The organism is Shewanella sp. Isolate8 (assembly GCF_022398495.1).
Classification (GTDB): Bacteria; Pseudomonadota; Gammaproteobacteria; order Enterobacterales; family Shewanellaceae; genus Shewanella; species Shewanella aquimarina.
This window is the reverse complement of record NZ_JAKEVI010000002.1, coordinates 190,249-215,400: the sequence shown is the minus strand read 5'-3', so window position 1 is coordinate 215,400 and position 25,152 is coordinate 190,249. Positions and strand designations below refer to the sequence as shown.

Here is a 25,152-nt window from a genome sequence, read left to right as displayed (position 1 = left end):
TTTCGAAGAAAATAAAAAAAGCGACCTCTGGTCGCTTTTTTTACGTCCGTAATTAGGGCTTTGAGGCTCGACTATGCCGAAAACCGTGGCTATAATGTCGCGTCTTGATAAATTTCAACTATGTGCGACGACTGCCAAACCCAGTTACCAAGGCATTTTAGTCGTTTTTTTAGATCAAGAAACGAATACCTTAATAGTTGATGATTCGGCTATTACAAAAGACGTTTGACATATTTCGAGGTAAAACAATGCAAGTTTCTGTAGAAACAACACAAGGTTTAGAGCGCCGCCTAACTATCTCTGTTCCTGCTGAGCAGATTGAAAAAGCCGTTTCTGATAGTTTGAAAAATGAAGCTAAGCGTGCACGTATTCCTGGTTTCCGTCCAGGCAAGGTACCTGTAAGCGTGATCAACAAGCGTTATGGTAAAGCGATTCGTCAAGAGATCACTGGTGAAGTGATGCAGCGTAACTTCGTTGAAGCCATCATCGCAGAAAAATTAAACCCAGCGGGTGCACCTACTTTCGTTCCTGGTGAGACCGATGCTGAGAACTTCCAGTTTGTTGCTACTTTCGAAATCTACCCAGAAGTAGAACTAAAAGGTCTAGATGCGATTGAAGTTGAGCAACCAACTGCCGAAGTAACTGACGCCGATGTTGACGCTATGATTGAAACCCTGCGTAAGCAACACGCTACTTTCGAAGCGGTTGACCGTGCAGCTGCCGAAGGCGACAAGGCGAAGATCGACTTCGTTGGTTCTATCGACGGTGAAGAGTTCGAAGGCGGCAAGGCTGAAGATTTCGAACTACAACTAGGTAGCGGCCGTATGATCCCAGGTTTCGAGTCTGGTGTTGAAGGTCACAAGGCCGGTGAAGCATTCGATATCGAAGTGACTTTCCCTGAAGACTACCACGCAGAAAACCTGAAAGGTAAAGTGGCTAAGTTCGCTATCACTCTGAAAGAAGTGCAAGCGGCTAACCTGCCAGAAGTGAATGACGAGTTCGCTAAGCTGTTCGGCGTTGCCGACGGTGGCCTGGAAGCGCTGAAAGTTGAGATCCGTAAGAACATGAGCCGTGAACTTGAGCAAGCGCTTAAAGCTAACGTGAAAGATCAGGTTCTAAATGGTCTGCTAGCGCAAAACGAAATCGACCTGCCTAAGGCTCTGATTGACGGTGAAGTTAACGTACTTCGTCAACAAGCTATGCAGCGTTTCGGTAACCAAGCCGCTAACATGCCTGAGCTGCCAGCTGACCTGTTCACCGAGCAAGCTGAGCGCCGCGTAAAAGTGGGTCTGCTACTTGGTGAAGTGATCAAGACTAACGAGCTGAAAGCTGATGACGAGCGCGTTCAAGCACTGATCGCTTCTATGGCTTCTGCCTACGAAGATCCAAAGGAAGTTATTGAGTACTACAATAACAACCAAGAGATGATGCAGAACATGCGCAACGTTGCCCTAGAAGAGCAAGCCGTTGAAGCACTGCTGAAATCAGCTAAGGTTACCGAGAAAGCAGTTCAATTCGAAGAATTTATGAACAAGGCTACTGGTCGCGCGTAACCTATGCTTGACTTAAATGGCTGTTAGCCATTTATAATGGCTCGTATGAGGCTCCTCATGCGGGCCGTTTTTATTTAGGGAAGTTAATAATGCAAAATGCGCCAGAATCAGTACTGAATGCACTTGTGCCTATGGTCGTTGAACAAACTGCCAAAGGGGAACGTTCATATGATATTTATTCTCGTCTGCTCAAAGAGAGGGTGATCTTTCTCGTTGGTCAGGTTGAAGAACATATGGCTAACCTGATCGTTGCTCAGCTACTGTTCCTCGAGTCTGAGAGCCCAGATAAAGATATCTATCTTTATATTAATTCTCCTGGCGGCTCGGTTACGGCGGGGATGGCGATTTATGATACCATGCAGTTTATCAAGCCTAACGTTAGCACTGTGTGCATCGGCCAGGCCGCCAGTATGGGCGCCTTCCTGCTTGCCGGTGGTGCCAAAGGTAAGCGTCACTGTCTGCCTAACTCACGTGTCATGATCCACCAACCATTAGGTGGCTTCCAAGGTCAGGCTTCTGACATCGCGATTCATGCACAAGAGATTTTGGGCATTAAGAATAAGCTAAACCAGATGCTTGCCGACCATACTGGCCAGCCGCTGGAAGTGATCGAGCGCGATACGGATCGTGACAATTTCATGAGTGCCACCGAGGCGGAAGCCTACGGTTTGGTTGACTCTGTGCTCGATAAACGAGGCTGATATTTGTCGCTTGCTGAGCTATGATCAGTAAAAGGCGTAAGAGAAGAATTGTGCAGTGAGTGAAACTGCAAAAGAGGTAAACTAATGGGCGACAACAAAAGTAACGGTGATAGCGGAAAACTGCTGTACTGCTCTTTTTGTGGAAAGAGTCAGCATGAGGTTCGTAAGCTCATCGCCGGCCCTTCTGTGTATGTATGTGACGAGTGTGTAGAGCTTTGCAACGATATTATCCGTGAAGAGATCCGTGAGATATCGCCAAAGCAAGATCAAGATAGATTACCTACGCCACATGAGCTCAGAGCGCATCTTGATGACTATGTCATAGGTCAAGAGAAGGCTAAAAAAGTCTTATCTGTTGCTGTATATAACCACTATAAGCGTTTAAAGAATGCTACGCCTAAAGATGGTGTCGAACTGGGCAAGAGTAACATCCTGCTTATCGGCCCAACCGGTAGTGGTAAAACGTTGCTTGCCGAGACCTTAGCTCGGTTCTTGAATGTGCCTTTTACCATGGCCGATGCCACCACGCTGACCGAAGCCGGTTATGTGGGTGAGGATGTCGAGAACATCATTCAGAAGTTGCTACAGAAATGCGACTATGATGTCGAGAAGGCGCAGCGCGGTATTGTCTACATCGATGAGATCGATAAGATTAGCCGTAAGTCAGATAATCCATCGATCACTCGCGACGTGTCCGGTGAAGGCGTGCAGCAGGCACTGCTTAAGCTGATCGAAGGCACTGTGGCTGCCGTACCGCCCCAAGGCGGACGTAAGCATCCTCAGCAGGAGTTCTTGCAGGTCGATACCTCTAAGATCCTCTTCATCTGTGGCGGCGCCTTTGCGGGCCTTGAGAAGGTGATTGAGCAGCGCTCTCACGTGGGCACCGGCATTGGTTTCGGCGCGGAGGTGAAAGGTGAGGCCGATAAGGCAACCATCTCTGATGTGTTGTTGCAGGTAGAGCCGGAAGATCTGGTGAAATACGGTCTGATCCCTGAGTTCATCGGTCGTCTGCCTGTACTGGCTACGCTGGCTGAGCTGGATGAAGCCGCCCTGATTCAGATCCTATCTGAGCCAAAGAACGCGCTGACTAAGCAGTTTGCGGCACTGTTCGAGATGGAAGGGGTCGAGCTGGAGTTCAGAGAAGATGCGCTCAAGGCGATTGCTCTGAAGGCAATGGAGCGTAAAACCGGTGCTCGTGGTCTGCGTTCAATCGTCGAAGGCATACTGTTGGATATCATGTATGACCTGCCATCGACAGAAAACGTAGCCAAGGTGGTTATCGATGAGTCTGTGGTTAAGGGCGAGTCGGCTCCTATCCTCATCTACGAAGCCAACGAAACGCAAGCGGCTGTGGCTGAACAATAATTCGGCTAATACCAAGCGAAACAAACATAAAGGAGTCCAGTGGGCTCCTTTTTTTATTTTTGCCATTGAAACCCACTGAAACACCCCAATATACTCATTAATATTGTTACCAAACGGAATCGAGCTATGACCTTAGAGCGTGAAGCGCGAATCGAACTCCCGGTACTGCCATTAAGAGACGTGGTGGTTTACCCCCATATGGTTATTCCCCTGTTTGTCGGACGGGAAAAATCTATTCGCTGCCTGGAAGCGGCGATGGAGCAAGATAAGCAGATTATATTAGTGGCCCAGCGCGATGCTGAATTAGATGAGCCGACCAGCGATGATATCTTCGAGGTCGGTACCGTCGCCTCTATCTTACAACTGCTCAAACTGCCTGATGGCACAGTGAAGGTGCTGGTCGAAGGTGGGCAGCGTGCCCGTATCGACAAGTACACTCAAGAGACCGAATTTTTTGTGGCGACCGCCCAGTACCTCGAATCGGAAGAACTTGCCGATAAGGAAGAGGAAGTATTGGTGCGCTCGGCCATCGGTCAGTTCGAAGGTTATATCAAGCTAAATAAGAAGATCCCGCCCGAGGTCTTAACCTCGCTCTCGGGGATCGATGAAGCCGCGCGCCTTGCCGACACCATGGCGGCCCATATGCCGCTGAAGCTTGAAGATAAGCAGGCGGTGCTGGAGATGGTTAACGTCTCCGAGCGTCTGGAATATCTGATGGCTATGATGGAGTCGGAGATCGATCTGCTGCAGGTGGAGAAGCGCATTCGCTCCCGCGTCAAGAAGCAGATGGAGAAGAGCCAGCGCGAGTATTATCTCAACGAGCAGATGAAGGCGATTCAGAAGGAGCTTGGGGATATCGACGAGTCTCACGACGAGTTCGAGACCCTGACCCGCAAGATTGAAGAAGCCGGCATGCCGAGTGAGGCCAAAGAGAAGGCCACCGCCGAGCTCAACAAGTTGAAGATGATGTCGCCTATGTCGGCCGAGGCCACGGTAGTGCGCAGCTATGTCGACTGGATGATCTCTGTACCTTGGAAACAGCGCTCTAAGATTAAGCGCGATTTGGCCAAGGCCCAGGATGTGCTGGACACAGACCATTATGGTCTGGAAAAGGTCAAAGAGCGTATTCTCGAGTATCTGGCGGTGCAGAGCCGCGTGAAGCAGCTTAAAGGCCCTATCCTTTGTCTGGTGGGCCCACCGGGTGTGGGTAAGACCTCTCTGGGACAATCTATTGCCAAGGCAACAGGTCGTAAATACGTGCGTGTCGCGCTCGGTGGCGTGCGAGATGAAGCCGAGATCCGAGGTCATCGCCGTACCTATATCGGCTCAATGCCGGGTAAGGTGATTCAGAAGATGTCTAAGGTTGGGGTTAAGAACCCACTCTTCCTGCTCGATGAGATCGATAAGATGAGCAGCGATATGCGTGGTGACCCGGCATCGGCGCTGCTTGAGGTATTAGACCCAGAGCAGAATGCGACCTTTAGCGATCATTACTTAGAAGTGGATTACGATCTCTCTGATGTGATGTTCGTGGCGACCTCTAACTCGATGAATATTCCAGGGCCACTGCTGGACCGTATGGAAGTTATCCGCCTGTCGGGTTATACCGAAGATGAGAAACTCAACATTGCTAAGCAGCATCTGCTACCTAAGCAGATCGAGCGTAATGGCCTCAAAGCCAGCGAAGTCAACGTCGATGAGAGCGCCATTATTGGCATCATTCGCTACTACACCCGCGAAGCCGGTGTGCGTGCGCTCGAGCGTGAGCTGTCTAAGATCTGCCGTAAGGTGGTTAAACAGATCCTGCTCGACAAGTCGGTGAAACATGTGGATGTCAATCAGGACAACCTCAAGTCTTTCCTAGGCGTTCAGCGCTTCGACTATGGTAAGGCGGAGTCGAACAACCAGATTGGTCAGGTGACAGGTCTTGCCTGGACCGAAGTGGGTGGCGATCTGCTTACCATAGAGGCCACCTCTGTGCCGGGTAAGGGCAAGCTAACCTATACCGGGTCACTGGGTGATGTGATGCAGGAGTCGATTCAGGCCGCCATGACTGTGGTGCGCGCCCGCGCAGAGCAGCTTGGTATTAACCCTGACTTCTATGAGAAGCGCGACATCCATGTTCACGTGCCCGAAGGGGCGACGCCGAAAGACGGTCCATCTGCAGGTGCGGCCATGTGTACCGCACTGGTCTCTAGCCTGACCGGTAACCCGGTGCGCGCCGATGTGGCCATGACGGGTGAGATCACCCTGCGTGGTGAAGTCCTGCCAATCGGTGGCCTTAAAGAGAAGCTACTGGCGGCCCATCGTGGAGGCACTAAGCTGGTGCTGATTCCTAAGGAGAACGAGCGTGACCTCGAGGAGATCCCAGCCAATGTGGTGGCCGACCTTGAGATCAGGCCGGTACGTTGGGTGGATGAAGTCCTTAAGCTGGCGTTAGAACAACCAATCGAAGGCTTTGAAGTTGTTAAAAATTTGGTCTAACGCAAGAAAATGCCTATTTGCATTAAAAAAAATGCAAAAAGGGGCTTTTTAAAATCTAAACCTGTGGTAGCCTAGGTCTGTGGATAGCATTTTAGCTGCAGCCCTTGGCGCTGCTGGTTTTTAGGCTTATTCCAATTTTATTTCTTAGGTTTTCCTATTTGGCTTGAACTTTAGTTTCAAGCTTGTTATAAAAAGCCTCCGCAGACCGCTCTAGAGAAGGATTTGGTTGCGGCGCAAAAATTAAATTCAAGGGGATGACATGAACAAATCTGAACTAATCGAGAAAATCGCTTCTGGCGCTGATATTTCTAAAGCAGCAGCTGGTCGTGCTCTAGATTCTTTTATTTCTGCTGTGACTGACGGCCTAAAAGATGGCGATAAAATTTCTCTAGTTGGTTTTGGTACTTTCGAAGTGCGTCAACGCGCAGAGCGTACTGGTCGCAACCCACAGACGGGTAAAGAGATCAAGATTGCTGCGGCAAACATTCCAGCATTCAAGGCCGGTAAAGCACTTAAAGACGCTGTTAACTAAGAAACACTTAGTTAAGGTGGCCTTTGTAAACCTTATGAGTAGTTTGATAAGCACTGTTTAGGCAGTGCTTTTTACGAGTAAGGGTTTTGATAATGTATACCCTCATTATCAAGCCGTTGGCCTAACATTACGCACTGTGTAAACTAGGTCTACAAATTACAGAAATGGCGCATCCTCCAATAGGTGATGCGCCTTTTTATTTTTATTGCAACGAGCGAGAAGTCTGATGTTAGAAAAGATTCGCGAAGGCTCACAGGGCGTGATTGCTAAAGGCATTCTCGTTCTTGTTATTCTGTCCTTTGCATTTACTGGCGTGAGTAGCTATTTGGGTTCATCTTCTGAGCCGAGCGCGGCTACGGTTAATGGTGAAGAGATCAGTAAATCTGCACTGGAGCAAGCCTATCAAAGCGAGCGAGCTCGATTAGAGCAGCAACTGGGTGACATGTACAACACATTGGCCAGCAACGAAAGCTACCTGGCGAGTGTAAAGCAGAACGTATTAGAGCGCCTGATCGCCGACAAGTTGGTGGATCAAGCCGCTGCCGACTTAGGGCTTACCGTGTCTGATCAACAGATCAAGGCGGCTATCATGAACGAGCCGGCTTTCCAGGTTGATGGCAAGTTTGACAACGACCGTTACCTTGCGCTTATTCGTCAGCTAGGTTATCAGGCCAACAGCTTCCGCGACATGATGCGTGGTGACATGACACGTCGTCAGTTAGTGGTGACAGTTGTCGGTTCTGAATTTGTGTTGCCTGGTGAAGCCGAGTATCTGGCCAAGATCCAGGGACAAACCCGTGACATTCGTTACCATGTGGTCGATGCCGGGCCGTTACTGGCGGGTGTGAGCGTCAGTGACGAAGAAGCGAATACCTATTATCAGCAAAACCTGTCAATGTTCGTGCGTCCTGAGACCATCGCACTGGATTATATCGAGCTAAGTGCCAATCAGTTGGCCTCGGCAATTCAGGTGAGCGATGAAGATGCTAAGAGCTACTATGACGAGAACAAGGCGCAATATCTGCAGCCTGAGAAACGTCTTGCCGCGCATATCTTGGTGAGCCTAGGTGATGATGAAGATGCAGCTAAGGCTAAGGCAGAAGCGATTCTGGCTAAGCTGAAGGCGGGTGAAGATTTCGAGGCATTAGCCAAGACTGACTCTGACGACAGCTTCAGCGGTGAGCAGGGCGGTAAGCTGGATTGGTTTGAGCAGGGCGTGATGGAAGTACCTTTCGACCAGGCACTATTCGCACTGGAAAAGGGTCAGTATTCTGACATAGTGAAGACCAGCTTCGGTTACCACATCATCAAGCTACTGGATCTACAGGCGGCATCTACCTCTCCATTTGAGGCGGTGAAAGACAAGATCGTTGCCCAGATCCAGCAAGACAAGGCAGTTAACGAGTTTTATACCCTGCAACAGCGCCTGTCTGACGTGAGCTACGAAGTACCTGATACGCTAGCCGAGGCGGCTAAAGAAGTGGGCGTTGAGGTGAAGACCAGCCCGGTATTTACCCGTGACAACGCACCTGAGCCGCTTAACTCGGCCGACGTCATCAAGGCAGCGTTCTCTAATACTGTGCTGCTCGACGGCATGAACAGTGATGTGATTGAGCTGGGTGATAACCATGTGGTCGTGGTGCGTGTGAACAAGCACGCTGCGGCGGGTACTATGGAATTTGCCGAAGTGAAGGCGACAATCATCGAGCGCCTCAAGCAAGATAAGGCCAACGAGCTGGCACGCGACCAGGCGCAAGAGATGATGACGGCCATCAAGGGCGGCGAAGTTCCAGCGGATATGCTAGCTCGTACCGAGTTGAGCCGTGGCGAGCAAGGTATCGATACCTCTATCGTCAGCAAGGCATTCGAGATGGCGCAGCCTGCTGGTCAATTCGTGGTTGATACTGCGGCGCTGGCTAACGGTTATGCCGTGGTGATCCTCGATAAGGTGAATCAAGCCGAGAGTGTGGATGAGAGCCTGGTAACGGCACTCAAACAACGTCTGAACTCACAGTACAGTGAAAATGATTACCGCGCGCTTATCGCGGCGCTGAAGGCTCAGGCGGAAGTGGTTTACACACCAGCCGAGTAACTATTTCAAAAGCGAAATAAGTGAATAAAAGCCAGTCCCTGTGACTGGCTTTTTTGTTGCTAAGATTTGGCCCGATGGCACTCAATTCGGTTGCCTGTGTGTTTAGAGCGACAATCCGACTAGAGGGAGATCAGCCTGAGTTGCTGTTTAGAAGGTATTTCCACCGATTTGGTAGGGGAGGTGAGTGTCGATAACTTCCTTCTATCGAGTGTATGGCCGCGGCTTCTATCCAGTAGCGGTTAGCATTTACCGTTACAACTATTACTCTGGATTATCTTCTATGGGGGATAGGTAGGGAGATTGTCTTTAGCCTTTTCATGACGTCTCTTACAAGCGCAGGGCTGAGAGAAGGCAGCTTTATGAGGGCGATATAGCAGGTTTCACCAATTGCGGCCTGATCGTGCCTCTGAGGCGCTTCAGGGAAAATAAGCCAGCAAACAAAAAGCCACGGCAATGGCCGTGGCTTTTTATCGATGAGCAAGCGGTTTAGAACTGCTCGACGTCGAAGTTCACCTCTGGGTTCACATCGGCGTCATAGTCTACAGACTCGATACCGAAGCCGAATAGCTTGAGGAACTCTTCCTTGTACTCACGATAGTCGGTGAGTTCGCTGAGGTTCTCTGTGGTGATGGTTGGCCATAGGTCACGGCAATGCTGCTGAATATCTTCGCGTAGTTCCCAGTCGTCCAGGCGCAGGCGGTTAGCCTCGTCGACAGCTGGTGCGGCACCATCGGCGCGGTAGAGGCGCTCGTGGAACATACGGTTGATCTGCTCCTGACAGCCTTCGTGTAGGCCCTCTTCGCGCATCTTCTTAAATACCATGGCGATGTAGAGTGGCATCACAGGAATGGCCGAGCTCGCCTGAGTGACCACACTCTTAAGTACGGCAACGTTGGCGCTACCGCCAGTGGCCGATAGCTTGTCGTTAAGTTCGTGTGCGGCGCGATCTAAGTCCATCTTGGCCTTGCCCAGGGCACCATGCCAGTAGATAGGCCAGGTCAGCTCTGTGCCTATGTAGCTGTAAGCAACTGTCTTACAGTCTGGGGTCAGAACACCGGCCTCGGCCAGGGCATTGATCCACAGCTCCCAATCCTGACCGCCCATGACGGTAACAGTGTCTTGGATCTCTTGCTCTGTAGCTGGCTCTACGCTAGTTTCGATGATCAGGTCTTTATTGGTATCAACCGCAGTAGATTTGTATGGCTCGCCAATCGGCTTCAGAGATGAGCGCACCAGTTCGCCGCTGTCAGGCAGCTTTCTTACCGGAGAGGCCAGTGAGTAGACGACCATGTCTACCTGACCCAGATCTTGCTTGATCAGCTCGATCGCTTTCTGCTTGGCTTCATGGCTGAAGGCATCACAGTTCAGGCTCTTAGAATAGAGACCGTCTTGCTTCGCAAACTTATCGAAGGCCGCTGAGTTATACCAGCCAGCCGTACCAGGCTTAGTCTCGGTACCTGGTTTTTCAAAAAAGACGCCGAGGGTTGCCGCGCCGCTGCCAAAGGCTGCCGCAATGCGCGAAGATAGACCATAGCCACTTGAAGAGCCGATCACTAATACTTTCTTAGGGCCGTTGGCGACAGGGCCTTTTGCCTTAGTGATGTTGATTTGCTCTAGTACATTTGCTTCACAGCCAACCGGATGAGTGGTGGTACAAATAAAGCCACGTGTTTTGGGTTTGATTATCATGTTTCTGCTTCTCTTGAAAAAGTGCCATAAGGATAATTAAACCAAGCTGAAATGGCACACCTTTTTTAATAATAAGACGTTAATGTTCCAGTGGTTGGATCAGTTTAACGCTTGTAGGAAAACATGGTCTGTTCCTGGATCAGACGCTGAGTATATTCATGTTCGGGGGCGTTAAATAGCTTCTCCGTGGTGGCCTTTTCCACCATCTTGCCCTGGTGCAGCACCATAATTTTATCGCTGAAATGGCGAATGATATTCATGTTGTGGGACACAAATATGTAGGAGAGTCCCATCTCCTGCTGCAGCTTGAGCAAGAGGTTAAGAATTTGTGAGCGAACCGAGAGATCAAGCGCGGTTAACGCCTCGTCGGCAATGATGATTTTTGGGTTTAACATCAAGGCCCTAGCTACCGCTACCCGTTGTTTCATCCCCTCTGAGATCATGTGAGGGTAGAAGTCGGCGTGCTCCGGCAGCAGGCCGACCTTGCGCAGGGTATCGACTACTTGGGCAAAGCGTGCCTGCTTGTCCAGATCGGTATTGAACCTTAAGGGTTCATCCAGCAGCTCACCGACTGTCAAGCGCGGGTTGAGCGAGGTGTTGGGGTCTTGGAAAATCATCCGAATGAGCCTGCAACGCTGCTTCAGGTTGCGGCTCTCTAGGGCTTCGCCTTCAAACAAGATCTCGCCATCGGTGCGCTGTTCTGCACCCACCAAGATACGCGCCAGGGTACTCTTGCCCGAGCCGGTTTCGCCCACAATTGCCAGGGTCTCGCCGCGATTAAGCTCGAAGGAGATGGGCTCCAATGCGTGGTTATATTGGCGCTTAAATCCCTTATAGCCGGCAAAAAAGGTTTTACTCAGTCGATTAACTTTTAGTAAGGGGCTCTTCATGGCATGGCTCATTGTGATAAGGGAAATGACAGGCAAAATAGCGATCTTTCTGGTGACACAGGCTAGGCTGGTTGACGCAGAGCTTCTGCGCTTGAGGGCAACGGGGGCCGAGTCGGCAACCTATGGGCAGATGCTGCAGTGCCGGCGCCGAGCCTGGTAGGGTCTGCATCATGGTCTTGTGGTGCTCGGGATTGGAGTAATCGGGAATATTATCCAAAAGCGCCTTGGTATAAGGGTGATAGGGATTGGCGATCACTTCACTGGTGACCCCAGATTCCATCACCTGACCGCTGTACATGACGGTTAGCCGGTCGCACCACTGAGAAAGCGTCTCTAATTCATGACTAATCAACAGGATAGATACATTTTGTAGCTGATTGAGCTTACTCAGTAGACGGAAGATCTGCGCCTGGGTGCGAACCTCCATCGAGTTGGTCGGCTCATCGGCGATGAGCAGCCTGGGCTGGTTGGCAACGGCGATGGCGATCATCACCTTCTGGCATTCGCCGTCGGAGAGTTCCCAGGCGTAGCTGGACATGATCTTCTGGGTCTCTTTGATACCTACCTTATGCAGCCACTGCTGAGCCTTCTTTCGCTTATCGCTGCCGCGTTTCCACCAGGGGAGTTCCTTGTTTTCTGGCATCGCCTCGATGATCTGGGTGCCGACGGCAATCGCCGGGTCTAAGCTACTGATGGGATCTTGAAAGATCATCGCCATCTCGCTGCCCATGAGCACGCGGCGTTCGCTGGGCGACATGTCCATCAGGTTCTGGCCATCCCACATCATGCGATCCGCCTGAATGGTCCAGTTGTGTCCCGGGATCCCCAGGATGGCCTTGGCCAGCAAGGTGCGGCCGGAGCCCGACTCGCCCACCAGGCCGTGGACTTCGCCCGGATTCAGGGTGAGGCTCACACGCTCCAGGGCCTTGACGCGGCCATGGGGCGTATCCAGTTCTATGGTGAGGTTTCTAATGTCCAGTAATGGCATAGCAGTGTCTCGTTAGGAGCGAATCGGCGAGAGGGCCGAACGCAGTCCGTCTCCCACCAGGTTAATGGCTAGCACGCTACAGAGAATGGCGACGCCGGGAATGGTGACCGTCCAGGGAGCGGTGAGCAGGTTGTCCAACCCCTGAGACACCATGGCGCCCCATTCCGGGCTAGGTGCCTGAGCCCCTAGGTTAAGGAAGCCCAGTGCGGCGATATCCAAGATCGCGGCCGAGATCCCTAAGGTTGTCTGAATGATCATGGTGTCCATGACGTTTGGTAGGATCACATACCAGAAGATCTGTAGGCTGTTGGCACCATCGAGTCTGGCGGCGGTGACATACTCTTTCTGTAACTCTTCGTGTACCGCCTGATGAATGGCGCGGACAAACTGCGGGGTAAGCGCGATGCCTACGGCCCAGAAGACGTTGCCAAGCCCTGGTCCTGTGACCGCCACCACTAGAATCGCCATCAGCAACGAGGGGATAGATAACAGGGCGTCTAACAGGTGGCTCAAGATACTCGATTTGAGTCCCTTCATCATGCCCGAGATAGAACCTATGATGAAACCCAGTAGCAGGGCGGTGATAACGATTGCCAGTGCCATGCCGAAGGTCAGATGAGCACCATGGAGTAGGCGACTGAAGATGTCGCGGCCCAAGTCGTCTGTGCCGAGGAAGTGCTCCACAGTGCCTGTGGGCTCCCAGGAGGGCGCCAGTAGCAACGCCAAGGGGTCTTGATGTTCAGGGCTATATGGGGCGATAAGCGGGCCAAATAGAGCCAGAAGCAGCAGACAACAGACGGCCCAGAGCCCGGCAAAGGCGAAGGGGTTGTCGGTAAAGGCGGACCAGATCCGGCTCAGCGGCGAGGGGATATGGTCTTCCTGGTAGATTTTAATTTGCGGCATAGAGCTCTTTCCTGCTGAGGGGGTTCATTGCCGTATGGATCACCTCGATAAGAATGCTTAAGAAGATGATGATTAAGGCGACGGCGAGGATCCCACCCTGTATCACAGTATAATCCCTTTGGTAAATCCCTGAGACCAGCCAGGCGCCCACGCCAGGCCAGCTAAAGATCACCTCCACCACCATAGCATAACTGGCGAAGGCGCCGAGCATAAGGCCGAGGTTTTTCAGCACGGGAATAAAGGCGTTTGGCAATGCGTGGCGCAGCACTATGATGCTGGTGTGAAGGCCGCGGGCCTCGGCGGCCTTAATATAGGTCTGCTCCATGATGGCGATCATCGCCGCGCGGGTGATCCGCACCACCACGGTAAAGGGCAGTACTGCCAGGGTTACCGCCGGCAAGATTATATGCAGCAGGGCATCGATAAAGGCCGAGGTGGCGTACTGCGAATCCGACAGCAGGGTGTCGAGCAGCAAAAAGCCGGTCACCGGGCGTATGTCGTACAGTAGGTTGATCTGCCCCGAAATTGGCAGCCAGCCCAGCTGCACCCCAAACCAGAGCGACAGCGACAGACCGAGCCAGAATACCGGAATGGAATAGCCAGTTAAGGTGATGGCCATGATGGTGTGTTGGGTGATCTTATGTTTGCTCAGAGAGGCTAGTACCCCAAGAGGCAGACCCAACACCAGGGCGATCAGCCCGGCGACAATCCCCAACTCGAAACTGGCGGGCAGCACGGCGGTGAGCTCATCGATCACCGGATTCTGCGAGGTGGCCGAAATCCCCAGGTTGCCCGATAAGCGCTGCTGTAGGTAGGCAAAAAACTGATGCAGCTGTGAGCTATCGAGTTGATAATCGCTCTCTATTTGTGCCAGCTCCTGGCTGGTCGGCGACTGCAGTCCGGTCAAGGCGAAGGTATGTTCGACCGGAAATTTGCTGGTAACGATAAACATTACCAGGAAGAGAACCAGTGAGGTCGCCAGGAAAAGGTTTAACCTGCGGATCAGATATCTGGCCATCAGTTGCTCTCCTTGTTATCGCCTTTAGGGCGATTTGGGGAAGTCTTGGTAAAGGAGATGCCACCGAAGGGGGTTAGCTTAGCTTCGGTTACCGATTTTTCTTTTACCACCATGCGCGTGGCGTGGGCGAAGGGAAGCAAAGGCACCTGCTCTGCTACATATTGCTCTGCCTCCTGGTAGAGGCGCGCACGTTTCTCTCTGTCTGTGGTGGACTTGGCCGCATTGAGAATATGGTCGAAGGCGGGGTCGCACCAGCGCGAGCGATTGCTATTTGAGCCTACGGAGGCACAGCTCAAGATAGGGGTAAAGAAGTTGTCGGGATCGCTGTTATCGGCGTTCCATCCGATTAATACCGAATCGTAACCGCGTTGGCTCAGCTTCTGGTTGAAGACGCTCCAGTCGTAGTTAACGATATTCACCTTGACGCCTATGTTGGCCAGATCCGCCTGGATCAGTTCGGCGGTCTTGTGGGCGTTAGGGTTGTAGATACGTGCGACCGGCATGGCCCAGATGTCTATGGTGAGCTTGTCTACCCCGGCCTCTTTAAGGAGCTCGCGCGCCTTGTCAGGGTTATAGTCGATCATCTTCTCGTTGGCCGAGTAGGCCCAGGAGAGTGGTGGCAGCAGGCCAACTGCCTCTTCGGCCGTCTTCTGGTATACGGCCCTGAGGATGTTTTCTTTATCTATGGCGTGGGCCAATGCACGGCGCACCCTGACATCGTTGAAGGGAATACGCTCGGTATTAAAGGCCCAGAAGGCGACATTAAACCCGGGCAGGGACTCGACCTCGAGCTCCTCTTTCTCGATCACTACCGGCAGCTCACCCGCCTTGGGCAGGGCAGACACGTTACAGTCGCCGGTGATCAGCTTAGCCAGACGTGTGGTGCTCTTCGGAGTGATGTCAAATACCAGCTGGTCGACCTCGGGCGTGAGGCGCCAATAATCTGGGTTACGGTAGTAACGAATAAAGTCGTTCTTCACATAATCGATCAACCTAAATGGCCCGGTGCCGATTGCCAGTTTATCCAACAACTCCTCTTGGTTAGATTGCTGCAGTTGGTCGGCATACTCTTTAGAGAGGATCACCGCAAAGCCGGTCGCTAGGTTTGACAGGAAGGAGGCATCCTTATGCTTGAGATGAAAGGCGACGTGGTAGTCGTCTATCTTCTCTATGTCGTTGATAAGTTCGGCAAAGCCGATACTCTGGAAGAAGGGATAACCGCTTTTAGAGACAAAGTGATAGGGATTGTCGGTATCTATGATGCGGTTGAAGGAGAAAATCACATCGTCGGCATTAAAGTTGCGACTCGGGGTAAATATGTCGGAGCGATGAAATTGCACGTCCTGGCGAAGCTCAAAGGTGTAGACCTTCTCGTCACTGCTCAGCTGCCAGGAGGTGGCGAGAGACGGGGTCATCTCACCGGTTCTGGCGTCGTAATCCACCAGACCGTCGTAAAGCTGCTGTGAGGTTGCATCGACCGTGGTACCAGAGGTGACCAATTGGGGGTTGAAGGACTCAGGGTTGCCTTCAGAGCAATAGACCAATCCCGAGGGCACTCGCGTCGGTCCACAGGCCGACAACAGTGGCACGATACAACAAAACGCCGAACCTAACGTGAGACGTTTGAGCAGCTCTTTCATCAGCAGATGTAATAGTTATTTGAATGGAGAGGTTTATTTTAACAGTGGGATGGAGTCAGGGGCAAACATCATCTGCCCCTGCTGGTCTTATTTGTCCAGTAAGTTGTATTTTTTTAAGATGCCTCTCAGCTGATGGTAGCTGAGTCCGAGCAGCTCCGCCGTCTTCTTCTGGTTGTATTGCCCTGATTCCAGCGCCTTCTTAAGCAGCATGATCTCCTGCTGCTCACAATGCTCTTTAAAGTCCAGTGGGAAGCTGATATCTAGGTCGTTAGCCTTGTTCGTTGATTCGGTAGCGGGCGTCGCTGGACTCTCCTGCTCAATGGCCTGTTCACTCTGCGCCTGACGGGACTTGGTCTTGACGCGGTTGGTCGGTCTATAAGGGGAAGCAAAGGGATCTATGATAATGCTGTCGATCGGTTCTTCCAGATCCGTATTACGGTAGACGGCGCGTTCGACCACGTTCTTCAACTCACGGATATTGCCCGGCCAGTGATAATCCAGTAATTGCTCGATGGCATTGCGACTAAAGCCGTCAAATTGCTGCTGTTTCAGCTGGCGAGCCATACCTATGGCGAAATATTCGGCCAGGGGCATGATATCTTCCGGGCGATGGCGCAGCGGCGGCAGGGTGATCACATCGAACGCCAGGCGGTCGAGTAGGTCGGCCCTAAATTCCCCCGCTTCGGCCAGTGAGGGCAGATCTTCGTTGGCCGCGCATACCAGACGCACATCCGTCTGTACCGTCTTGCTGCCCCCCACACGTTCAAACTCGCCATATTCGATGACGCGAAGCAGTTTCTCTTGGATCAAACCAGAGGTGTTGGCTAGCTCGTCTAAAAACAGGGTGCCGCCATCGGCGCGCTCGAAACGCCCTTCATGCTTCTTGTTGGCACCGGTGAAGGCGCCGGCATCGTGGCCGAAGAGCTCGCTCTCCAATAGGTTTTCGCTGAGCGATGAACAATTTAGCTTAATAAAGCTTTGATCCCAGCGCTTGGAGAGATAATGTAGGCGCTCGGCTATCAATTCTTTACCGGTTCCGCGCTCGCCAATAATTAAGACTGGCTTAGAGAGGGGGGCAATTTTTGAAACGTGCTCAAGGACTTCCAGTAGAGCGTTCGACTGACCTATGAGGTTGTCTTGTTGAAATTGATTGGCCACTTTATTTTTTAGTCTTTCACGCTAATTATTGGTGAAAATTATAATATGTGCCCTGTGAAATAAAATAAAGAAAAAGTTATAAATATGTTTAACTGATTGTTTTTAATCGGTATAGTTAAGTTGGCACACTTAATGTATTAATCTAGGCGAAACCAACATAAATTTGAGGACAGTATTATGGGAATTTTCTCTCGCTTTGCAGATATTATTAACTCGAATATCAGCGCATTACTCGATAAAGCAGAAGATCCAGAAAAAATGGTTCGCCTGATCATCCAAGAGATGGAAGATACGTTAGTGGAAGTTCGTTCGACCTCGGCCAAGGTACTGGCGGAGAAGAAAGAGATCATTCGTCGTATCGCTAAGGTGCAGGAGCAGGTTCAGGATTGGCAGGACAAGGCGGAACTGGCACTGTCGAAAGACCGTGAAGATCTGGCTAAAGCCGCACTACTTGAAAAGCAAAAGGCCAGTGAGCTGGCAGTTACCTTAGAGCAGGAGCTAGTGGTTGTCGAAGAGCAGATCGCTCGCCTGAAAGAGGAAGTGAACCTGCTGCAAGAGAAATTGGCCGACGCCAAGGCTCGTCAGAAGACTATCATTATGCGTAAGCAGACTGCGTCTTCTCGCCTGGAAGTGAAGCGTCAGCTGGATTCGAGCAAGATTGACAATGCCATGAGCCGTTTCGAGCAGTATGAGCGTCGTGTCGAAGGACTGGAGTCACAGGTGGAAGCCTATGATCTGGGTAACCAGAAGACACTGAATGACGAATTCGCCGCGTTGGAAGCTGAAGATGCCGTTAGTGCAGAGCTAGAAGCCCTGAAGGCTAAGGTAAAAGCAGCAAAAGCCAAGAAACAGACTAAATAACAACAATTCTGAGGTGAGTTATGGATTTGGATTTACTAATAGCCCCAATTATTATCTTTATGGTAGTGGTGGCGCCCATCTGGCTGGTTCTGCACTATCGTAGCAAACGCCAAGTGAGCCAGGGACTCACTGAAGAAGAGTATGCTCAGCTCAATGAGTTAATCGGCAAAGCTGATAAAATGGCCCAACGCATAGAGACATTGGAAGCGATTTTAGATAGCGAGGCCCCGCAGTGGAGGAATCGAGATGAGCGAATCTAAGGGACGACCCTTATATCGAATCCCCGAGTCAGGCAAGATAGCTGGAGTATGCGCAGGGATCGCGGATTACTTTAACTTTGAGACCTGGTTGGTCAGAGTGGTCGCCGCATCGATATTTTTGCTTGGGGGATCGGGCGTTATTCTTATCATCTACGTACTACTCTGGATGATTCTGGATATTAAACCCGGCAGCGCAAAGAACAAGCAACAACACAGGGAGATCGAGGTTAAGAAGAAGGTATGGCAGGCAGGAGAGCCCGCTAAGGCAGCCTTAAGAGACGTTAACAACCAGTTCCGCGATTTAGAACTCAGGTTGCAAAATCTCGAACGGCACGTCACCTCGGACAGCTTCGATCTTAAACAACAGATCAATAATCTTTAAATCCTTTCAATGGGCGGTGTATACCGCCCTTAGCCGTATTAAGATTAGAAGCCTTTAGCCTTTAGCTATAAGCCCTTAGCCAAAAAGCTCTTAGCAATAGTAAAAGCAAATGATGAATTCATTTAACCGCTCACTTCGTCAACTCGGCCATCACTCCAAGTCACTGGTTAAACGCACCACGGACAATCATGTTCGCCTGGCGGTGACAGGCTTATCGGGCGCGGGAAAGACCGCCTTCATTACCGGACTGGTCAATCAACTGCTACACGCGGGTGTCGGTCAGCGTCACAATGCGCTGTCACTATTACAGGTCTCCCGTGAGGGGCGCTTACACGGGGTGAAGCGCGCCCTACAGCCGGATCTGACCATAGCGAGTTTCGACTATGAGGGCGCCATGAGCGCCTTGTGCAGCGAGACGCCTGCCTGGCCACAATCGACCCGTACCATCAGCGAGCTGCGCCTGGCCATTCGCTATCAGCCTTCGGCAGGCTTTAGGGCGAAATTTACCGATAGCGCGACGCTTTATTTGGACATAGTGGATTACCCCGGAGAGTGGCTGCTGGATCTGCCTATGCTCAAGCTGAGTTTCAAGGCCTGGTGCCAGGTGCTGGCGCGCCGTGATGCCGTGTTGTCCCAGAGCGCCCATTATCAGGCCTTCGTGTCGGCATGTAGAGTGCTAGATCTGACCCAGAACGCCGATGAACTCAAATTAAAGCAGATCGCCAGCCTCTATCAGGCCTTGCTGGTTGATTTAGTCGAGCAGCAAGGCTTCTATCATGCGCAGCCCGGCCGTATGTTGCTGCCGGGAGAGCTCGCCGATACGCCCATACTAGCGTTTTTTCCTTTGCTGCATCTCAGTGAGACCGAGTTAGATGCGGCCGAAGAGAGTCCGAAGCACTCCTATTATCAGGTGTTGAAGCAGCGCTATCACAGCTATGTTAGCCAGGTAGTGAAACCCTTCTATCGAGACTACTTTGCCAAGTTCGACCGCCAGTTGGTGTTGGTCGATTGCCTGACGCCGCTCAATCGCGGTAAGGCACAGTTTGATGATATGACAGGGGCGATCGACGCCATCATGGAGAGTTTTCATTTTGGGCAGTCCAACCTGTTGAGACGCTTGTTTGCCCCGCGGATTGACAAGCTCTTGTTTGCCGCCAGTAAGGTCGATCACATCACCCGGGATCAGCAGGGCAATGTGTTGTCGCTCTTATCTCATCTGGTGAAACGCAGTCAGCAACATGCCCAGTTTGAAGGTTGTGAAGTCGAGGTGATGGCCATCAGCGCCATCAAGGCGACTCAACACGGCATGGTGCAGCGTCAGGGTAAATCGATAGAGGTGGTAAAGGGGATAGAACTTGCCTCAAACCAAGAGGTGACTATGTTCCCCGGCGAAGTCCCCACTCACTTACCCAGTGGTGATTTCTGGCAGCGACAGGGGTTTGAATTTGTCGATTTTGCCCCGCCGCGTCTGGTGGAAACTGGCCATCAGGCGCAGTTTGAGCATATTCGTCTGGATCACCTGTTGCAGTTCTTGCTCGGTGATAAGCTAAGTTAATGCCAGCGCTAGCTAAGACATCGTATTAGAGAGCGCCATTGCGATTCCTGTTTATGCAAGAGCGGTTAGCAAGAGAGCGTGATAGAACCAGTATGAAAAAAGCCGATATGCAGATTGAAAAGAAACAAGTATTCGAGCCGGAGCAGGCGTTAAGCGTCACCGAGCTCAAGGCGGCCGAACGCTTCGATGATCAGGTGGTGTTCGAGGATGCCGAGACAGGCGAACTCGACGAAGCGGCGATTCAAGCACTCGTCCCCGAGCTTGACGGCATCGTTAGCAAGTCGCCATCTGGTGCGCGTCGGCGCTCATGGTCCTGGCTGGCTAAGGCATCATTGCTCGGTATAGGAAGCATATTGCTGGTGGAGCTAGTGCTGACCTTAAAAGAGGCATGGGGCCAAAGCCCCTGGCTGTTTGGGCTCTATGGCGGCGTCACGGCCATCGTCAGTCTGTGGGCAATCACCCTAGGCGTGAAAGAGTGGCGTCAATTAAGGCGGCTGCGTGCGGTAGAAGAGGCGCAGGCGGTAAGTGAGCGCTTATCTCAGAGTATGCAGAGAGGAGAGGCGGACAGCTTCATCGATAAGCTGATCTCGAACTTGCCTGAAGATATCGATACCAAGGGCTATTATCGCCTGGTGCACGAGGAGCATAACGACGCCGAACGCCTGATACTGTTCGAGAGCAGCGTGCTGCCACAGGTCGATGCCAAGGCGAAGAAACTGGTGCATAGATATGCCAGTGAGTCGGCGCTCTTGCTGGCGGCTAGCCCAATCGCCGTGCTCGATATGGCGATCATCTTGTGGCGCAATCAGAAGATGATCGCCCAGCTGGCGAAATGTTATGGCATAGAGCTGGGTTACTGGAGCCGCATCAAGCTTATCCGGTCGGTGATCACTAACATCATCTACGCCGGTACCAGTGAGCTAGTCACAGATATCGGGACTCAGCTGTTTTCGCTGGAGATGTCGGGCAAGCTCTCCGCCAGGTTGGCACAGGGGCTAGGCGGCGGACTGCTTACCGCACGTTTAGGCTATCAGACCATGCGGCTGTGTCGTCCCGTGGTATTTACGCCAGAATCTCAACCTAAGCTGAGCAAGATACACAAGGCTTTGCTTGGCGAGCTGAAAGACTTCTCCCTCAGCGTCCTTGGTAAAACGCCTGTTCGTAACAAAGATTTTACATCCAAGTAGGGGATAATTTTTCGCGACAGGTTTACTCTAAGCCCTGAAACTGGGCAAGTTAGTGCATCGCTGCCACGCCAAGACAATAAATATAAGCCAACAATAATAGGCAGCGAGTATGACGGAGAAAGTGTATGCAAGATAAATGGAAACTTGCCACTCAGGTGATCCATGCTGGGCATGAGGCCAATCAGCATGGCGCCTTGGTATCCCCTTTGGTGCAAAGTGCCACCTTTACCTTTGAGAATGTCGAGCAGGGCGGTGATTGCTTTGCCGGCGAACAACAAGGCTATATCTACACTCGCCTCGGTAATCCCACCACGGCAGAGCTCGAACGCAAGATGGCTGTGCTGGAAGGCTGCGAGGCGGCTGCCGCGACCGCATCTGGCATGGCGGCGGTGTCGGCGGCCCTGTTGACCAACCTGAGTCAAGGAGACCACCTGGTTGCATCCAAGGCTGTCTATGGCTGTACCTTTGCCTTGATGACAGAGCAGTTTAAACGCTTCGGTATCGAAGTTACGCTGGTGGATTTTTGCGAGGTGGCCAACATAGAGCAGGCCATTCGCCCCAACACTAAGGCGTTGTTTTGCGAGACGCCTGTTAACCCGCATCTGGATGTGTATGATCTCGCCGCCATTGCTGCACTGGCCAAGCGCCATCAGCTGGTCAGTATCGTCGACAACACCTTTATGACGCCACTGTTGCAACGCCCGCTGAGCATGGGTATAGACATGGTGATCCACAGTGCGACTAAGTATCTCAACGGTCATGGTGACGTGATCGCCGGAATCGTCTGTGGCACCGAGGAGATGATCACTAAGGTCAAACTTGAGGTGCTCAAGGATATCGGCGGGGTGATCTCGCCTCACGATGCCTGGCTGATCTTACGCGGGCTGAAGACGCTAGATGTCAGATTAGCGCGCCACTGCGACAACGCCGAGCGGGTCGCCGAATATCTGCAGCAGCACCCTCAGGTGGCCAGAGTCTATTATCCTGGCCTCAAGGGACATTCGGGCCATGCCCTGGTGGGTAAGCAGATGCTCAGGGCCGGCGGTGTGGTCGCCTTCGAACTCAAAGGCAGCTTCGATGCCGCCAAGGCGTTCGCTAATCGACTCAAGCTCTTTAAAATTGCGGTCAGTCTGGGGGATGCCGAGTCGTTGATCCAGCATCCTGCTTCTATGACGCATTCCCCCTATTCGCCAGAGGCCAGAATGGACGCCGGCATTGGCGATAGCCTGTTGAGGATCTCCCTAGGCCTGGAAGACAGCGATGACATCATTGCCGATCTGGCGCAGGCCTTCGGGGAATAGCCTGAAGCTTTGAGTCGATAACAGTGATGTGAGCCGTTAGCTTCGATGAATAAAAAAGCCTGCGATTGCAGGCTTTTTACTTTTAGATGGTCCAGAACAGATGGGCGATCACATAGAGCGCCAACATGCTGATGAAGTTGATGATCACCCCAGCGCGCATCATCTCAGATTGCTTGATAAAGCCCGAGCCGTACACGATGGCGTTCGGCGGCGTGGCGACCGGCAACATGAAGGCGCAGGATGCGGCGATACCTATAAGCACAGAGAGCATCACAGGCGACAGGCCAAGGGCTTCGGCGATGGCGGCAAATACGGGAACCAAGAGGGCGGCGCTGGCGGTGTTACTGGCAAATTCGGTCAGCATCACCACGAAGAAGATCACCGCAAAGGTAAACAGCGCCATATGGGTATTACCAAAGATATCAGTCACCCAGTGTGCCAGGAAGACGCTGGTGCCCGTGGCCTTAAGGATGGCGCTCAGTGTGAGACCGCCGCCGAAGAGGATAAGCACGCCCCAATCTGTGGTTTTCTCTATCTTCTTCCAATCGACCAGGCCAAGCCCCGCGAGCATCACTACTGAGCCCAGTGCCACTATGGTGTCGAATTGTTTAATTCCCCCCAGCGAGGTAGAGATGGGCTTGCTGAAGATCCAGCAGCAGACCGTGGTGATGAAGATCAGCAGGGTAAGCTTGCCCTGCATGGTGAGATGCTCGTTGCTCTTGGGGATCTCACAGACCACATTCAGATTGGGCTTAAGGTAGAGATAGAGGGCAATCAACATGCTAGGCAGCATCAGTGCAACGGTTATAAGGCCAAACTCAAGCCAGTCGGCGAAGCTCAGGCCCACCTGGGCGGCGGCAATCGCATTTGGCGGGCTACCGACCAGAGTGCCTATGCCGCCAATGTTGGCCGAGTAGGCGATACCCAGCAGCATGAAGAGGTAAGTGCTTCTGTGCTCCTTGAAATCCAGTTGTCTCAGGATCCCAAGCGCAAGTGGTAGCATCATGGCCGCGGTGGCCGTGTTGCTGATCCACATGGAGAGCAGGGCTGTGATCCCAAACAGTAGCATGCAGGCGATGCTGAGCTTACCCTTGGAGGCGGTTAATACCTTCTGAGCGATGCGTCTATCGATTCCTTGATGACTTAGCGCTGCGGCCAGCACGAAGCCACCGAAGAACAGGTAGATGATAGGATTGGCGAAGTTGCTCATGGCCGCCTTAGTTTCGAATACCCCTAACAGCACCCCTATGATGGGGATCAGTATGGCGGTGACGCTGATGTGAATCGCCTCGGTCAACCAGAGCACGGCGGCGAAGACCAAGATGGCAATGCCGGTATTTACGCCTGGCTCGAAAGGTAGAAAGTTATAGAGCAAGACGAAGAGTAGGATATCGCCAAACAAGATGGGCAAGTTGGTTTGAGGCGCCGACTTAGGTGGTGCGGCGAGCGCCTCTTGTGTGGTGTCGAGGGACATAGGGCTTCCTTAATTATTATTTTGGCGCTCTACACTAGCCTAGCGGTTGCGCTGCGCAACAAAATTTTTTATGTGGCAAAGCTACATATTTCACTTCTGGTGGCGTGATCTGCTTCGCCTTGTTTGAGTCATATGAGGCGTTGATCACGCGGTGGTGAAGCTTGGCGATCAATTTTTTTTACGACGGCTGGGTAAAGGGGTGCTAATTAATAACAGACTGAAATAAATTAATATAATTTATTTTGTGATCTATATCTCGGCGAGCTCCGCGTGGTTTGTCTGCTTGTCACGTATTGGCGAAATTTTTGAAGCTGTTCTATGTTTTCGAGGTGGCCGAGGAAAAAGGATTGTTGGCCATGCATACCATAAGGACATTTAAGGAGAGCCCCTCAATGAAAAACCTACTTTTAGCCGCGCTCGTCGTGGCGTCATTTTCCCTCTTTCCCGCTCTGGCTGCCGAACAGGTTTCTATACCTGCTGACACGGCCCAGGCGAGCCTGACCCAGGTAAATATCAATACCGCAAGCGCCCAAGAGTTGACTCAACTCAAGGGTATAGGTGAAGCTAAGGCATCTGCCATTGTGGAATACCGAGATGCCCACGGTAATTTCAATAGCATTGAAGATTTAACCCGGGTAAAAGGTATCGGTCCCAAGGTGCTTGAACAGAATAGGGCGATCTTGTCTCTGTAGTGACATTTGTAGTGGCACCCGTAGCGACGCCAAAGGTCGATGGAATTTAGCCCGCACTCGCGGGCTTTTGTTTATAGATTCGGCAGTTGGGCCTATTCTGGTGATTACTCTTGGTTATTGACTTGATCGCCGGGCTGCCATAGTAGATAATGCACGCCGTCTTAAGGATTTAATTGCTTAAGCATCTATGGTGACCCTAGGGTCCCCCCGCAATGATAACTTGTGAACTCGGCCAGGCCCGGAAGGGAGCAACCGCAGCAGGCGACTCATGTGCCGGGGTGTGGCTCTAGGGGAACCTCCAATCCTAACTATTATCAACGAGTTAACTCAGAAATACCTCAGGTGATACACTTGGTGGTACACTCGATGATAAATAGTCCATCTAAAAATCCTCCTTATCTGTTTCAATCTCGTCATGGCATTTTGT

At 51.9% G+C, this 25,152-nt stretch carries 21 protein-coding genes and 1 other RNA gene; 14 read left to right on the top strand and 8 right to left on the bottom strand.

Annotated features, from left to right (window positions below; translation table 11 throughout):
• The first annotated feature begins 248 nt into the window (after nucleotides 1–248).
• The 6 genes from tig (at nucleotide 249) to L1D43_RS10250 (ending at nucleotide 8,727) form a co-directional block, all read left to right on the top strand.
• Nucleotides 249–1,553 (top strand): trigger factor, encoded by a 1,305-nt coding sequence (gene tig, locus L1D43_RS10275; protein ID WP_239851383.1) that lies wholly within the window; start codon nucleotides 249–251, stop codon nucleotides 1,551–1,553.
• A gap of 89 nt (nucleotides 1,554–1,642) precedes the next feature.
• Nucleotides 1,643–2,254: an ATP-dependent Clp endopeptidase proteolytic subunit ClpP gene (gene clpP, locus L1D43_RS10270; RefSeq protein ID WP_041509383.1), complete on the top strand. Its 612-nt coding sequence runs from the start codon at nucleotides 1,643–1,645 to the stop codon at nucleotides 2,252–2,254.
• Between the two features lie 84 nt (nucleotides 2,255–2,338).
• Complete coding sequence (clpX, locus tag L1D43_RS10265) at nucleotides 2,339–3,619, top strand: ATP-dependent protease ATP-binding subunit ClpX (protein WP_041509384.1); 1,281 nt, start codon at nucleotides 2,339–2,341, stop codon at nucleotides 3,617–3,619.
• 126 nt (nucleotides 3,620–3,745) lie between these two features.
• Nucleotides 3,746–6,103 (top strand): endopeptidase La, encoded by a 2,358-nt coding sequence (gene lon / locus L1D43_RS10260; protein WP_239851381.1) that lies wholly within the window; start codon nucleotides 3,746–3,748, stop codon nucleotides 6,101–6,103.
• A 259-nt stretch (nucleotides 6,104–6,362) separates the two neighbouring features.
• Nucleotides 6,363–6,635 carry an HU family DNA-binding protein gene (locus L1D43_RS10255; RefSeq protein WP_011866302.1) on the top strand — a complete coding sequence of 91 codons (273 nt, stop codon included), beginning with the start codon at nucleotides 6,363–6,365 and terminating at the stop codon, nucleotides 6,633–6,635.
• Between the two features lie 226 nt (nucleotides 6,636–6,861).
• Nucleotides 6,862–8,727, top strand: a complete 1,866-nt coding sequence (locus L1D43_RS10250; protein WP_239851379.1) for a SurA N-terminal domain-containing protein — start codon at nucleotides 6,862–6,864, stop codon at nucleotides 8,725–8,727.
• A 486-nt stretch (nucleotides 8,728–9,213) separates the two neighbouring features.
• Here the strand turns inward: L1D43_RS10250 and fabV are convergent, their stop codons facing one another.
• From fabV to pspF, 7 genes are all read right to left on the bottom strand, one after another.
• Complete coding sequence (gene fabV / locus L1D43_RS10245) at nucleotides 9,214–10,416, bottom strand: enoyl-ACP reductase FabV (RefSeq protein WP_239851377.1); 1,203 nt, start codon at nucleotides 10,414–10,416, stop codon at nucleotides 9,214–9,216.
• A gap of 104 nt (nucleotides 10,417–10,520) precedes the next feature.
• Nucleotides 10,521–11,306, bottom strand: coding sequence for an ATP-binding cassette domain-containing protein (locus tag L1D43_RS10240; RefSeq protein ID WP_011866299.1), 786 nt, complete (start codon nucleotides 11,304–11,306; stop codon nucleotides 10,521–10,523).
• A complete protein-coding gene (locus L1D43_RS10235; protein WP_041509387.1) occupies nucleotides 11,281–12,294 on the bottom strand; it encodes an oligopeptide/dipeptide ABC transporter ATP-binding protein in 1,014 nt (337 codons plus the stop codon). Before L1D43_RS10235 ends, L1D43_RS10240 begins: the two co-directional genes overlap by 26 nt.
• Before the next feature lie 12 nt (nucleotides 12,295–12,306).
• Entirely contained in the window at nucleotides 12,307–13,197 is an 891-nt protein-coding gene (locus tag L1D43_RS10230; RefSeq protein WP_220071820.1) for an ABC transporter permease subunit, read from the bottom strand.
• Nucleotides 13,184–14,215 carry an ABC transporter permease gene (locus tag L1D43_RS10225; protein ID WP_239851375.1) on the bottom strand — a complete coding sequence of 344 codons (1,032 nt, stop codon included), beginning with the start codon at nucleotides 14,213–14,215 and terminating at the stop codon, nucleotides 13,184–13,186. The genes L1D43_RS10230 and L1D43_RS10225 overlap by 14 nt, the downstream gene beginning before the upstream one ends.
• Entirely contained in the window at nucleotides 14,215–15,855 is a 1,641-nt protein-coding gene (locus L1D43_RS10220) for an ABC transporter substrate-binding protein (RefSeq protein WP_239851373.1), read from the bottom strand. The genes L1D43_RS10225 and L1D43_RS10220 overlap by 1 nt, the downstream gene beginning before the upstream one ends.
• Nucleotides 15,856–15,942: 87 nt before the next feature.
• Entirely contained in the window at nucleotides 15,943–17,013 is a 1,071-nt protein-coding gene (gene pspF, locus L1D43_RS10215) for a phage shock protein operon transcriptional activator (protein ID WP_239851371.1), read from the bottom strand.
• A gap of 177 nt (nucleotides 17,014–17,190) precedes the next feature.
• On the opposite strand from pspF, the gene pspA reads away from it, so the two are divergent.
• The 6 genes from pspA (at nucleotide 17,191) to megL (ending at nucleotide 22,559) form a co-directional block, all read left to right on the top strand.
• A complete protein-coding gene (gene pspA / locus L1D43_RS10210) occupies nucleotides 17,191–17,874 on the top strand; it encodes a phage shock protein PspA (RefSeq protein ID WP_041509392.1) in 684 nt (227 codons plus the stop codon).
• 20 nt (nucleotides 17,875–17,894) lie between these two features.
• The gene (gene pspB / locus L1D43_RS10205; protein ID WP_041509393.1) at nucleotides 17,895–18,134 is read left to right on the top strand and encodes an envelope stress response membrane protein PspB; all 240 of its coding nucleotides are present in this window, start codon (nucleotides 17,895–17,897) and stop codon (nucleotides 18,132–18,134) included.
• Entirely contained in the window at nucleotides 18,121–18,516 is a 396-nt protein-coding gene (gene pspC, locus L1D43_RS10200) for an envelope stress response membrane protein PspC (protein ID WP_239851369.1), read from the top strand. Before pspB ends, pspC begins: the two co-directional genes overlap by 14 nt.
• Before the next feature lie 112 nt (nucleotides 18,517–18,628).
• Entirely contained in the window at nucleotides 18,629–20,071 is a 1,443-nt protein-coding gene (locus L1D43_RS10195; RefSeq protein ID WP_239851973.1) for a YcjX family protein, read from the top strand.
• 92 nt (nucleotides 20,072–20,163) lie between these two features.
• A complete protein-coding gene (locus L1D43_RS10190) occupies nucleotides 20,164–21,258 on the top strand; it encodes a TIGR01620 family protein (RefSeq protein WP_239851367.1) in 1,095 nt (364 codons plus the stop codon).
• A gap of 125 nt (nucleotides 21,259–21,383) precedes the next feature.
• Nucleotides 21,384–22,559: a methionine gamma-lyase gene (gene megL / locus L1D43_RS10185; protein WP_239851365.1), complete on the top strand. Its 1,176-nt coding sequence runs from the start codon at nucleotides 21,384–21,386 to the stop codon at nucleotides 22,557–22,559.
• Nucleotides 22,560–22,641: 82 nt separating this feature from the next.
• Here megL and L1D43_RS10180 read toward each other — a convergent pair whose 3' ends face one another.
• Nucleotides 22,642–24,033 (bottom strand): DASS family sodium-coupled anion symporter, encoded by a 1,392-nt coding sequence (locus L1D43_RS10180; RefSeq protein WP_239851363.1) that lies wholly within the window; start codon nucleotides 24,031–24,033, stop codon nucleotides 22,642–22,644.
• Nucleotides 24,034–24,425: 392 nt separating this feature from the next.
• Here L1D43_RS10180 and L1D43_RS10175 point away from each other — a divergent pair, with 392 nt between their 5' ends.
• Both L1D43_RS10175 and ffs read left to right on the top strand, forming a co-directional pair.
• The gene (locus tag L1D43_RS10175) at nucleotides 24,426–24,725 is read left to right on the top strand and encodes a ComEA family DNA-binding protein (protein ID WP_239851361.1); all 300 of its coding nucleotides are present in this window, start codon (nucleotides 24,426–24,428) and stop codon (nucleotides 24,723–24,725) included.
• A gap of 196 nt (nucleotides 24,726–24,921) precedes the next feature.
• Nucleotides 24,922–25,018: signal recognition particle sRNA small type (gene ffs, locus L1D43_RS10170), an RNA gene on the top strand.
• Nucleotides 25,019–25,152: the final 134 nt, after the last annotated feature.

What these genes read in the sequence shown, in the direction of transcription:
- tig (WP_239851383.1), top strand. Translation starts at nt 249, where the DNA reads ATGCAAGTTTCTGTAGAAACAACACAAGGTTTAGAGCGCCGCCTAACT.
- clpP (WP_041509383.1), top strand. Translation starts at nt 1,643, where the DNA reads ATGCAAAATGCGCCAGAATCAGTACTGAATGCACTTGTGCCTATGGTC.
- clpX (WP_041509384.1), top strand. Translation starts at nt 2,339, where the DNA reads ATGGGCGACAACAAAAGTAACGGTGATAGCGGAAAACTGCTGTACTGC.
- lon (WP_239851381.1), top strand. Translation starts at nt 3,746, where the DNA reads ATGACCTTAGAGCGTGAAGCGCGAATCGAACTCCCGGTACTGCCATTA.
- L1D43_RS10255 (WP_011866302.1), top strand. Translation starts at nt 6,363, where the DNA reads ATGAACAAATCTGAACTAATCGAGAAAATCGCTTCTGGCGCTGATATT.
- L1D43_RS10250 (WP_239851379.1), top strand. Translation starts at nt 6,862, where the DNA reads ATGTTAGAAAAGATTCGCGAAGGCTCACAGGGCGTGATTGCTAAAGGC.
- fabV (WP_239851377.1), bottom strand. Translation starts at nt 10,416, where the DNA reads ATGATAATCAAACCCAAAACACGTGGCTTTATTTGTACCACCACTCAT.
- L1D43_RS10240 (WP_011866299.1), bottom strand. Translation starts at nt 11,306, where the DNA reads ATGAAGAGCCCCTTACTAAAAGTTAATCGACTGAGTAAAACCTTTTTT.
- L1D43_RS10235 (WP_041509387.1), bottom strand. Translation starts at nt 12,294, where the DNA reads ATGCCATTACTGGACATTAGAAACCTCACCATAGAACTGGATACGCCC.
- L1D43_RS10230 (WP_220071820.1), bottom strand. Translation starts at nt 13,197, where the DNA reads ATGCCGCAAATTAAAATCTACCAGGAAGACCATATCCCCTCGCCGCTG.
- L1D43_RS10225 (WP_239851375.1), bottom strand. Translation starts at nt 14,215, where the DNA reads ATGGCCAGATATCTGATCCGCAGGTTAAACCTTTTCCTGGCGACCTCA.
- L1D43_RS10220 (WP_239851373.1), bottom strand. Translation starts at nt 15,855, where the DNA reads ATGAAAGAGCTGCTCAAACGTCTCACGTTAGGTTCGGCGTTTTGTTGT.
- pspA (WP_041509392.1), top strand. Translation starts at nt 17,191, where the DNA reads ATGGGAATTTTCTCTCGCTTTGCAGATATTATTAACTCGAATATCAGC.
- pspB (WP_041509393.1), top strand. Translation starts at nt 17,895, where the DNA reads ATGGATTTGGATTTACTAATAGCCCCAATTATTATCTTTATGGTAGTG.
- pspC (WP_239851369.1), top strand. Translation starts at nt 18,121, where the DNA reads ATGAGCGAATCTAAGGGACGACCCTTATATCGAATCCCCGAGTCAGGC.
- L1D43_RS10195 (WP_239851973.1), top strand. Translation starts at nt 18,629, where the DNA reads ATGAATTCATTTAACCGCTCACTTCGTCAACTCGGCCATCACTCCAAG.
- L1D43_RS10190 (WP_239851367.1), top strand. Translation starts at nt 20,164, where the DNA reads ATGAAAAAAGCCGATATGCAGATTGAAAAGAAACAAGTATTCGAGCCG.
- megL (WP_239851365.1), top strand. Translation starts at nt 21,384, where the DNA reads ATGCAAGATAAATGGAAACTTGCCACTCAGGTGATCCATGCTGGGCAT.
- L1D43_RS10180 (WP_239851363.1), bottom strand. Translation starts at nt 24,033, where the DNA reads ATGTCCCTCGACACCACACAAGAGGCGCTCGCCGCACCACCTAAGTCG.
- L1D43_RS10175 (WP_239851361.1), top strand. Translation starts at nt 24,426, where the DNA reads ATGAAAAACCTACTTTTAGCCGCGCTCGTCGTGGCGTCATTTTCCCTC.